The following is a 10,712-nucleotide window of genomic DNA, read 5'->3' as shown; positions in this document are numbered from 1 at the left end:
GCGGCGCGGCGCCGGTGATCCGGCGCCGCGCCATGCGGGGATCGGAAGCGCGACGATTCGGAGCACGCGATCAGTGGAAGTCGCGTGATGCGAATGCGAGTTCCGGCAACAGCGGACTGTAGTCGTACAGTCGCTTCGCGATCAGGTGATGGACGCCGTCGCTCGCTTCGAGCACACCGTCGACGGCCATCACGGTCGATTCGAGCAGCACGCGGTGCTGGCGTTCGGCGAGCGCGCGCCAGACGACGACGTTGACGATCCCGGTTTCGTCTTCCAGCGTGACGAAGGTGACGCCTTTCGCCGTGCCCGGATGCTGGCGCACGGTGACGAGCCCGGCGCAGCGCAAGTTTCGTCCACGGTTCGCCGCGTCCTTGGTGGCCAGCGCGGGCGACACGCGGCGGCGCGACAACTCGCCGCGCACGAGCGCGAGCGGGTGCGCGGTCAACGACAGTCCGAGCGTCGCATAGTCGGTGAGCACGTCCTCGCGCACGGAGGGTTCGCGCAGTTCGACCGCGGGCTCGTGCAGCGTCGCATCCGCCAGCACGGGCAGCGGCACTTCGGCGCCGGCGCTGTCCCAGCGCGCGCGGTAGCGATGGCCGCTGAGCGAATGCAGCGCGCCCGCGTCGGCGAGTCGAGCGCGTTCGGCCGGCGCGACAGCGGCACGCCGGGTCATGTCGGCGACGTCGTCGAACGGCTTTTGCCGGCGTGCGGCGACGAGGCGCTCGGCGAGCTCCTTCGACATGCCGCGGACCTGGCGGAAGCCGAGACGCAGGCCGACCGGGTCCGCGCGCGCCGGCGAGGCCGACGCCGGCAGCGGTTCGAGCGTGCAGTCCCAGTCGCTCGCGACGACGTCGACCGACAGCACGCGCACGCCGTGCGCGCGCGCATCCTGGATCAGTTGCGAGGGCTGGTAGAAGCCCATCGGTTGCGAGTTCAGCAAGGCGCAGGTGAACGCCGCCGGATGGTGGCACTTGAGCCATGACGAGGCCCAGGCGAGCAAGGCGAAGCTCGCCGCGTGCGATTCCGGGAAGCCGTATTCGCCGAATCCCTGGATCTGCTGGAAGATGCGCTCGAAGTAGGCTTCCTCGTAACCGCGCGCGATCATGCCGTCGTGGATGCGATCGCGGAAATGGCCGAGGCCGCCGCGGCGCTTCCAGGCGGCCATCGCGCGGCGCAGCTGGTCCGCTTCGCCGGGCGTGAAGCCGGCGACGACCTGGATCAGCTTCATCACCTGTTCCTGGAAGATCGGTACGCCGAGCGTGCGACCGAGCGCATCGCGTACCTGCGAGGCGTTGCCGCCGCCGTCGCGCTCGAAGCGCGATTGCGGATACTCGACAGGTTCGAGTTTCTTGCGCCGGCGCAGGTACGGATGGACCATGTCGCCCTGGATCGGACCGGGCCGGACGATCGCGACTTCGACGACGAGGTCGTAGAACGCGCGCGGCCGCAGCCGCGGCAGCATCGACATCTGCGCGCGTGATTCGATCTGGAACACGCCGATCGTGTCGGCGCCGCAGATCATGTCGTACACCGCATCGATGGGATCATCGCCCTGGTCCGCCGCACCTTGCGGGATGTCGTGCAGGGCCGGGCGCTCGCCGCAGTACGGGTGCCGCCACAGTCCGTGTGCGTGCAGCAGATCGAGACACTTGCGGATGCAGGTGAGCATGCCGAGCGCGAGCACGTCGACCTTGAGCAGGCGCATTTCCTCGAGGTCGTCCTTGTCCCACTGGATGATCGTGCGCTCGGGCATCGCCGCGTTCTCCACCGGCACGAGGTGGTGCAGCGGCTGTTCGGAGATCACGAAGCCGCCGACGTGCTGCGACAGGTGGCGCGGGAAGCCGCGCAATTCGGCCGCGAGCGCGAACAGTTTCCGCAATGTGCGGCTGGACGGATCGAAGCCGCGTTCGCGCAGCACGGTTTCGAACGGCTGGCCGCTGCGGATGCGCGAGAACAGGCCGCTCAGGCCGTCGAGCTGGTCGTCGGGCACGCCGAGCGCGTGGCCGATGTCGCGCACCGCGCTCTTGCTGCGGTAGCTGATCACGGTCGCGGCGAGTGCGGCGCGCTCGCGGCCGTACTTCCCGAAGATGTGCTGGATCACTTCCTCGCGGCGCTCGTGTTCGAAGTCGACGTCGATGTCGGGCGGCTCGTTGCGCTCTTCGGAGAGGAAGCGCTCGAACAGCAGGTTGCCGTTGTCGGGATTCACCGCGGTGATGCCGAGGCAATAGCAGACCGCCGAGTTGGCGGAGGAGCCGCGACCCTGGCAGAGGATCGGCGGCTCCTGCTCGCGCGCCCACGAGACGATTTCCTCGACGGTGAGGAAGAAATGCTCGTAGCGGAGTTTCTCGATGAGCGCGAGTTCTTTCTCGACTTGCGTGCGCACGGCGTCCGGTACGTGCTGCGGCCAGCGTTTCGCCGCACCTTCCCAGGTACGCGTGCGCAGGTGGGTTATCGCGTCGAGCCCTTCCGGCACGAGCTCGTGCGGATAGCGATAGTCGAGCTTGCGCAAATCGAGGTCACAGCGTCCGGCGACACGCAGGGTTTCGGCGAGCAGTTCGTCCGGATACAGCGCGGCGAGATCCTCCAGGCGGCGCAGATGCCGCTCGCCGTTCGGGAACAACGCATGGCCGGCCTCGGCGACGGTGCAGCCGAGGCGTATCGCGGTCATCACGTCCTGCAGCGCGCGCCGCCGGCGCACGTGCATGTGCACGTCGCCGGCGGCGACGGGAGTGAGCGCATGGCGGGCCGAGAGCGCCCGCAGCCGCTCGAAACGGGCGTCGTCGTCGCTGCCGTGATGTCGTTCGATCGCGATCCAGGCGCGACCTCCGAAATGGCGCGCGACCCATGCGGCGTGCTCCTCGTCCTTCACCGCGTCGCCCGGATGCGTGGGCGCCCACAACACGAGCACGCCGTCGCCGAGTCGCTCGGCGTCGGCGCGCGCCAGACGGTATTCGCCTTTCGCGCTGCGCCGCCGTCCCGTCGTGATCAGCCGGCACAAGTCGGAGTAGCCGTCCTGGTTCGCGGCGAGCAGGACGAGGCGGGGGCCTTCGGCGAGCTGCACTTCGCTGCCCACGATGAGCTTGATCTTCGTTTCCTCCGCGGCCTGGAGCGCGCGCACGATGCCGGCGAGCGAGCATTCGTCGGTGATCGCGAGCGCGGCATAGCCGAGCTTCTTCGCGCGTTCGAACAGCTCCATCGCGCTCGATGCGCCGCGCTGGAACGAGAAGTTCGACAGGCAGTGCAGCTCGGCGTAGCGCGGTTCCGGCGTAGTCGTCGATTCCGTAGCCGATGCCGCGATGCCATCGACGATCGAGTCGTGGATAACCGTGCCGTCGGCAACCGGATCGCCGGCACCCGCGGCTTCGACGATCGTGCCCGAGGATCGACGACGCAGCTTGTGCAGCCCGCTGCGCGGATCGTCGGCGACCGCATCGATGACGGGCAGGCCGGGTTCGATCGGTGCGCGCAGGCGGCGACGCTTCGTTGGACGCGGCGGCACGTTCATGCGAACCAGCCTTGCAAGGTCCACGGCGCATCGCGCCCGGGCGCTTGCCCCATTTCGACGAACGCCCAGGCGCGTTGACCGTCGCGCGTTTCGATGACGTAGTAGTCGCGGCGCTGGTCGCTTTCGTCCCACCAGCCGCTTTCGATGCGCTCGGGACCGGCCAGCACGCGCGTCGGTCGTCCGCGCAGGGGCAGCGGCCGGTGCAACAGCCAGAACGGGCGCGACATCGACGTCGCAGGAACAACCGGGCGATTCGCACAGAGCGCGACGAAGCGCCAGGCGCGGTCGGGGCGATGGTCGGCGACGCAGGCGATTCCCTGCAATGCGCCGTCGCCGAGGCGCGCGCGCAGGCGTTCGGCCAGCGCGGGCCAGTCGAGCTGTTCGCGGCGATTCGTTTCGAACAGGTCGCGATGCAGCGGGCACAACGGCGGCAGGTCGTCCGCGCGCAGGGCGAGTGCGTGCACGGGAGCGACGAGTTCGACGCGCTCGAGCCGCGCGCGCGCGAGTTCGAGCAGCGAGGCCGCATCGCGTTGCGGCGCGAGCAGGCCGATGTCGATGCGCGTGCATGCGTCGCGCTCGTGGCCGAGTTCGATGGCGAAGCGTTGCACGCCGCCGTCGCGGGCGGCGAGGAACTGCGCGAACTCGCGCACGAGGCGCTGCAACGGGAACGCGAGCGCGGTGTGCGACTCGATGCCGTAACCGAACTCGATGCGGCGCGCGTAGCGCGGCGGCGGTTGCCAGCGCGGCAGTGTTTCCGCGACGAGGCCACGCATGCGGTCGAGGTGATCGAGGGCAGGCTGGCCGATGCGGCGCGCGAGTTCCGCGCGCGGCAGGCGGAACAGGTCGCCGAGCGTGCGCATGCCCATGCCGTGCAGCGCCGCGACGATCTTCGGATCGAGGCTGCTCGCGACGATCGGCGCCGCGTCGAGCGCGAGCGGCAATTGCGCGAGCTCGGGCAATGCGATCGCGGACCGGCAGGTCGCGAACACGCGCGCAGCGGTCGCGGTCGGCGCGGCGGCGAGCGTGCAGGCGTAGCCGAGCCGGTCGATGTCCTCGCGCATCCGGCGTTCGAGCGCAGGCCAGCCGCCGAACAGCTTCAGGCTTGCGCCGACCTCGAGGAACAGCGTATCGGCGCCGGCGATGCTGACGTCGGCGCTGTAGCGGTAGGCGTGGTCGGCGAGCGACGCAAGCGCCTGCCGCTCGGCCGCTTCATCGCGTGGCGTGACGGCAAGGCGGGGGCAGAGCAGTTGCGCGCTCGCGAGCGGCTGCCGTGCGCGGACGCCGACCTTGTTCGCGATCGCATTCGCGAGCACGACATGGCGCCGTTGCTGCGGGCCGTCGACGACGGCGTGCGGTCGATCGGCGGGCACGTCGGAATGCAGCGCTTCCAGCGCCAGCCGCGGGTAATGCAGGCAGACCCAGAACACGCATGCCTCGATGCATCAGGCGCGCAGCCCGAGCGCGTGCGACGGCTCGCCGAAGCGGCCGCGGCACTTGAGGATCTCGAGGCGGGGTTGCGCTTCGCCAGGCTCGAGGCGGAGGCGCAACGCCGCCGGACTGGCTTCGTGCGCGGCGGACAGCGGGCGGAACACGAAGCCGAAGGTGCCGCCGGTTTCCGCGGCGAGTTGCAGGCGACGCAGCTGGCGATAGTCGGAACGCGGCAGCCAATTCAGCACGGCGCCGCAGCAACCGGCACGCAGGCATTGCTCGGCGGTCCAGTGCGTGTCGGAAGCGGTCGAGTCGATGTGCACGAGCTGGGCGAGGTCGACGCCGGCCGCGGCGAGCGCCGGTGCATAGGGAATGTACGGCGGTGCCACCAGCACGACGCGCTTGCGTGCCTGGGTCAGTGTCGCGAGTGCGGGCAGCAGCAGGCTGCATTCGCCGAGGCCGTCTTCCGCGAGGAGGATTTCGATGAGCGCACCCCGTGGCCAGCCACCACCCGGCAGCAGTGCGTCGAGGTCGGCCAAGCCGGTCGACAGCGTGTCGCTGCGCGGTACCTTCGTCGAACCCCGGCGCCAGATGCCCGGATGGCGCAGCACGTCGGCGAGTGCGGTTTCGTCGCGGCGTGCCGGTGCGATCGTGGCGGCGCGTGGCGCTGCCGCCACGACGGTTGGTGCGAAGAGCGGATAGTCACCGGTGTTCGATACGGGCTCGGAAAGATTCGTCGTGAACATGCCGGTTCATCCCTGGCGGAGTCGGTCGGAGGGAGCGGGGCGGATCAGGCCGACGTAGACACCCTCGATCGCGAACGCATGCCGTCCGGGATCGACGTCGATCGGTGCGAAATCCGCGTTCGCAGGCAGCAGGCGGATGCGGTTGCCGCGCTGTTCGAGCTGCTTGACGGTGACGTCGTCGTCGATGCGCGCGACGACGATGCGGCCGTGCGCTGCTGCTTGCGTGCGGTGCACGGCGATGAGGTCACCGTCGAGGATGCCGGCATCGCGCATGCTGAGGCCGACGACCCGAAGCAGATAGTCCGCGCGCGGACGGAACAGGTCCGGATCGACGCCGTGTTCCGCTTCGATGTTTTCCGCGGCGAGGATGGGGCTGCCGGCGGCAACCCGGCCGACGAGGGGAAGCCGGGTTGCCGCCGGCGCCCGCGAGCGAAGCGGGAGGCGCAGGCCGCGATGCTGGGACGATCGTTCGAGCGCGCCCTTGCGGACCAGCGCCTCTACATAATCCTGCGCTGAGCTATGGCTTGCAAGCCCCAGATTCTCCGCGATTTCCCGCAGGCTCGGTGCGCAGCCATGGCGCTCGAAGTGCTGCTGGATGCAGTCGAGTACGCGGCGCTGGTTGGTGGTCAGGCGCAGATCGTCCATGGCGCGAATGTACGTACATTCGTACGTATTCGCAAGAGGGAACGGGGCTGCTCAATCGGACGGTGGTCCCGCGGCCTCCGCTCGCGCCGCGAGCAGCCGTCTTGCGCGGCCGCGCAGGTGCACGAGTTCGTGGTCCATGAGCGCCCGCAGCGGCACGCGGTCGATGGCCGCGAACGGCGAGTCGCGCCCGCAATGCTCCTGCACGAGGCTGCGATCCTGCGTTTCGCCGAGCAGCACGGCGAGGCGCTTGTCGCGCCGCTCGTCGGCGGAATGCCCGCCGAGCGCGCGTTGCTGCTGCGAAAGGCGACGCGCGCGCCGGCGCCAACGATGCCAGTCGTCAGGCTTGCCGCGGTCGAGGGCGCGCAGGCCGGCGGCTTCGGCGCGCGCACGACTGCGCGCCAGGGCCGCTTGGATCTCGGACACCTCGATGTCCTCCCACGGCAATGCGCGCAACGCGCCGAGCAGGCTCGCGAGCAGGACGCGTCGTGCGTGCATGCCGGGATCCCCGGTGCGCTCCGACCGCGCCCGCACCGCGCGCTCGCGCGCGGCGGCGTTGCGCGCGCGCAGGAGCAGGGCGGCCTGGTTCGTGTCCTCGTTCCGTGCGGCGAGCAAGGCGAGCGCGCCCGTCAGCGCGTGCGCGTCGCGCAAGGACGACAAGCCGCGATTGAGCTTGCGCAGCTCGTGATCGACCAGTCGTGCGGCCGGTGCGAGTGCGGATGCGCCGAGTGCGAGCGTCGCCCGCGCTCGGCGCAGCGACTTGCGCGCCTGGTGCACGCCTTCGTGCAGGCGCCCGCCACGCCAGCCGAGGCAGGTGATCGCGCGGGCGAGTTCGCCGGCGGCGTAGTCGCGCAGGGGCGGGCCGGGCGGCGGGGGCGTCGCCGGTCGTGGAGTCGTGATGGCCGGGCGTCGCCGCATGAAGGAACAGCTTAGCGCGCCCGGTGCGCAGCCGGCAGCCCGACCCCGCGCGCCGCACCCGTGCGTTCGCCATCGCGTGGTCCTGTTTCGCGCAGCGATCGGCCGCGTGTTTGCCGGATACTGGCGGCACGGGAGGCGAGGGAGGATGGGCATGAGGCGCTGGCTGCTCGTTTCATTGGGCATGATCACGGCGGGCGCGTTCGCGGCCAGCCCGGAGTTGCGTGTCGCCGCGATGTCCGGATTGCGCTCGATCGCCGAACCGCTGTTCGAGAAGGGCACGGCGACGGAGCCGCATTTCGACGCGTTCTACGCCGGCATGGTCGAAGGCCTGCCGCCGCAGGACAGGGTCGAGCGCGCGCTGGAACTCGCGATCAATCGCCGCGAGGGTGCGTCCGAGTACGTGATCCAGCACGCGCAGGGCTGGCGCGGCGCGTTCAAGCCGAGCGAGCGGCTGCACACGCTCGTCAACATGGGCGGCGACTCGCCGCTGATCGAAGTACGCATGGCCGCGTTCGAGGTGCACCTGGCCGAGTACGGGCTGGAGAAGTCCGCCGCGGAAGTGCAGCGCCTGCTGCTGCAGATGCAGCGCGACCCGCAGCGATGGTCCGCCTGGGCGTTGTGGAACCTCGGCCTGCTCGGCGCGCGCGGCATCGAGCGTGAACGTATCTTCCCGGAACTGCTGTCGGCCGTGCACGCCGGCGACGAATCGCTGCGCCGCTGGGCGGTCGACGCCCTGGCGAAATTCGGCGGCGTCGAGAGCATCGCGCCGTTGCTCGACGTGGCCGCGCACGAAAAGTCCGCGATCGTGCGCGAGCGTGCGTTCTGCGCACTCGCGCAGTCGGGCACGTTCCACGTCGCGGAGCGCTACGAAGCGGTGCCGGGCCTGTTCGCGATCGCTTCGGACGCGCAGGCCGATCGCCAGTCGGTCGCCTGGGCGTTCCAGGCACTGCGCGAGATCACCGACATCCATGACCTCGGCAGCGATGTCGCGCAATGGCAGGTGCGGCTCGCGCAGGCGAAGCTGCTGTAGGTCCGCCGCGAACCGGTGCGAGAAAAAAAGACCCCGGCGCGAGGCCGGGGTCGGAGTGTCGCGGAAGCGCCGTCCGTGGCGCAGTGTCGATTACGGCGTGATCGTGCCCTTCAGCGAAACACCCGAGAACGCCGCGTAGGCGCGTACATTGACGTAGTACGTGCCGGCGGTCGGCGCGTTGAAGGTGCAGGTCTCGCTGTTGCCCGAGGTGTACGGACGGCAATCGTAGGTCGACGTCGTCGGCGCGCTGCCGCGGCGGACGTACATGTCCGCGTCACCGGTGCCGCCCGAGATCGTGAACACGACCTTGGTCTGGCCGGCCGGAACGACGAGCGTGTAGTTCGGCGAGGTCGTGCTCGAGGCCTGCGAGGCGAGCGTGACCGGCACGCCGCTGGTCAGGACCGTGCCGCCGCCGCCACCGCCGCCGCCCGTGCTGTAGCTGCCGGTCAGGCTCGTGCCCGAGTAGGTGCTGTAACCGTGGATGAGCACGTAGTACTTGCCCGTCTGCGCCGTCGCGATGCTGCAGGTCTCGGCGGTGGTGCTGCCTTCCGACTTGCAGGTGTACGACGACGTCGTCGGCGCGCTGCCGAACTTGACGTACAGGTCCGCGTCGCCCGAGCCGCCCGAGGTGACGAACTTGAGGCCGGTCGCACCCGCGGGCACGTCGAGCGTGTACAGCTTGTCGCTGCCGCTCGCGCCGGAGATGCCGGTGACCGCGACGCCGTTGGTCAGCACGACCGGCGTGCCGCCGCCGCCACCGCCACCCGTGCAGCTCACGCCGACGGCCGTGAACGCCGCCGTCACGTCGGCCTTGACGAAGCCGAGGTCGGTCGCCGCGGTTTCGACGCCGCAGGCGCCGCTGTTGAACGTACTCGACGGCGTCCAGTACAGGCTGTTCGCGCGCGCGAACGACTTGAACGCCTTGACCGTGTCCCAACCGGCGGTCTTGGCGAGCGTGCAGAACGCCTTGTTGTAGACGCCCGAGGAGTAGTGCACGTCGAGCCCGCTGTTGTAGTTGGCCGCGTTGTCGATCGAGCCGCCGTCCTGGGTCGGGTTGCACATGTAGCGCAGCGCGCCCGAGGCCTTGAACACTTCAGGACCGACGAGGAAGTCGTTGGTGCCCTTCCAGTAGTACTCGGTCGCTTCGCCACCCATGTCCGAGAACGCCTCGTTCATGCCGCCGGACTGGCCGGAGTAGGTGAGGTTCGAGTGCTGCTCGGTGAAGCCGTGCGAGACTTCGTGGCCGGCGACGTCGACGCTGACCAGCGGGTAGAACGTGCTGGCGCCGTCACCGAAGCTCATCGTCGAGCCGTCCCAGAACGCGTTCTCGTAGCTCGAGCTGTAGTGCGTGCGCATGACCAGCTGGAAGGTCAGCGCCTTCACGCCCATGTACGAGTTGTACATGTTCTGGATCACGCCGCCGAAGAAGTGCGCGTCGTTCAGCGGCGAATACGCGCCGTTGATCGCCTTCACCGTGTTGCGCGGGCAGGTGTAGGAGAACGCGGTCGTGCTCGACGTGCCGCCGTTGAGGTTCACCGTCTTGACGTCGGTGTTGTTCATCGTGCAGGTGGAGCCGCTCTGCGCGACGTCGAGGTAGCCGTAGCGGCCACCCGAGCCCCACTCGTACTGTCCGGTCTTGGCGTTGCCGCCGGGGCCCGTGCCGACCTGCGCGGTGGTCAGGCCGTCCCAGCGCTTGAGCACGTTGCCGGTCTGCGCATCGACGATCACGAACGGACGGCGCGGTTCGCCGCCGCCGACCTTGTCGGCGAAGAACGACACGACGTAGACGAGCTGGGCGTAGCCGTTGTCGTCGACGTAGATCATCTGGCGCGATTCCTCGCGCTCCGTGCGCACGTTGCGCGAGATGCGTTCGCTCGACTTGGCGACCGCGAGCGCGCTCGTGGCGGTCAGCTTCGCGGTGGCGGAACCGAGGTCGGCGGCGAGGCCGTTGATCTGGCGGCCGAACAGGTTCAGCACTTCGCCCTTGCCGTTCTCGGTGACGACGACGTGCTCGCCCCACACCGGGATGCCGCGGAAGGTCTGCTGGTAGCGGAAGTGGCGCGTGCCGTCGGCGTCGGCGACGACGCCGATCTGCTCGAGCGCCGACTGGCTCTCGAGGCCGAGCATCTCGGCGTGGCGCTCGTTGACCTTGCCGGCCGTGCCCATGCCGGCGACGGCGCCGGCATAGGTGGAATTCAACACCTTCGTATCGTGCCCGTGCACGTCCACCACGGTCGCGGCGGAAGCGGAAGCGGCGAACATCGCAAGAAACAACGGTGACAGCGCAACTGCCGCCGACAGGCGGCGCTTCGTCTTGATCACGGATTGACTCCCCAGCAGATGACGGATGGTTGGTGCCGCCTTGGCGGCCGCGGATACCACGGTCACTGGGGTGATCGCGTGCACGAGCACACGCGCAACACACGCACGCACGAACAGGCGT

General features: G+C 69.5%; 7 protein-coding genes. 1 reads left to right on the top strand and 6 read right to left on the bottom strand.

Features of this window, described 5'->3' with window-relative positions:
* Positions 1–70: 70 nt before the first annotated feature.
* From FHW12_RS03525 to FHW12_RS03505, 5 genes are read right to left on the bottom strand one after another with little or no spacing between them, the layout of a single operon-like run.
* Positions 71–3,505 (bottom strand): error-prone DNA polymerase, encoded by a 3,435-nt coding sequence (locus FHW12_RS03525; RefSeq protein ID WP_182529596.1) that lies wholly within the window; start codon positions 3,503–3,505, stop codon positions 71–73.
* Positions 3,502–4,932, bottom strand: a complete 1,431-nt coding sequence (locus tag FHW12_RS03520) for a Y-family DNA polymerase (RefSeq protein ID WP_182529595.1) — start codon at positions 4,930–4,932, stop codon at positions 3,502–3,504. The genes FHW12_RS03525 and FHW12_RS03520 overlap by 4 nt, the downstream gene beginning before the upstream one ends.
* 15 nt (positions 4,933–4,947) lie before the next feature.
* The gene (gene imuA / locus FHW12_RS03515) at positions 4,948–5,679 is read right to left on the bottom strand and encodes a translesion DNA synthesis-associated protein ImuA (protein ID WP_182529594.1); all 732 of its coding nucleotides are present in this window, start codon (positions 5,677–5,679) and stop codon (positions 4,948–4,950) included.
* A gap of 6 nt (positions 5,680–5,685) precedes the next feature.
* Positions 5,686–6,324: a transcriptional repressor LexA gene (lexA, locus tag FHW12_RS03510; protein WP_182529593.1), complete on the bottom strand. Its 639-nt coding sequence runs from the start codon at positions 6,322–6,324 to the stop codon at positions 5,686–5,688.
* A 51-nt stretch (positions 6,325–6,375) separates the two neighbouring features.
* The gene (locus FHW12_RS03505) at positions 6,376–7,239 is read right to left on the bottom strand and encodes a CHAD domain-containing protein (RefSeq protein ID WP_182529592.1); all 864 of its coding nucleotides are present in this window, start codon (positions 7,237–7,239) and stop codon (positions 6,376–6,378) included.
* 151 nt (positions 7,240–7,390) lie between these two features.
* On the opposite strand from FHW12_RS03505, the gene FHW12_RS03500 reads away from it, so the two are divergent.
* Positions 7,391–8,269, top strand: coding sequence for a HEAT repeat domain-containing protein (locus tag FHW12_RS03500; RefSeq protein ID WP_182529591.1), 879 nt, complete (start codon positions 7,391–7,393; stop codon positions 8,267–8,269).
* A 90-nt stretch (positions 8,270–8,359) separates the two neighbouring features.
* On the opposite strand, the gene FHW12_RS03495 is transcribed toward FHW12_RS03500, so the two are convergent.
* A complete protein-coding gene (locus tag FHW12_RS03495) occupies positions 8,360–10,591 on the bottom strand; it encodes a M4 family metallopeptidase (RefSeq protein WP_310735124.1) in 2,232 nt (743 codons plus the stop codon).
* Between the last annotated feature and the right edge of the window lie 121 nt (positions 10,592–10,712).

The sequence above is a fragment of the Dokdonella fugitiva genome (assembly GCF_014138265.1).
Classification (GTDB): Bacteria; Pseudomonadota; Gammaproteobacteria; order Xanthomonadales; family Rhodanobacteraceae; genus Dokdonella_A; species Dokdonella_A fugitiva_A.
The sequence above is the reverse complement of the archived record's forward strand: the minus strand, read 5'-3'. Positions and strand labels throughout refer to the sequence as shown.

Bases quoted from the DNA above. Each gene is read 5' to 3' on its own strand.
- FHW12_RS03505 (WP_182529592.1), bottom strand. From the start codon at position 7,239: ATGCGGCGACGCCCGGCCATCACGACTCCACGACCGGCGACGCCCCCG.
- FHW12_RS03500 (WP_182529591.1), top strand. From the start codon at position 7,391: ATGAGGCGCTGGCTGCTCGTTTCATTGGGCATGATCACGGCGGGCGCG.
- lexA (WP_182529593.1), bottom strand. From the start codon at position 6,324: ATGGACGATCTGCGCCTGACCACCAACCAGCGCCGCGTACTCGACTGC.
- imuA (WP_182529594.1), bottom strand. From the start codon at position 5,679: ATGTTCACGACGAATCTTTCCGAGCCCGTATCGAACACCGGTGACTAT.
- FHW12_RS03525 (WP_182529596.1), bottom strand. From the start codon at position 3,505: ATGAACGTGCCGCCGCGTCCAACGAAGCGTCGCCGCCTGCGCGCACCG.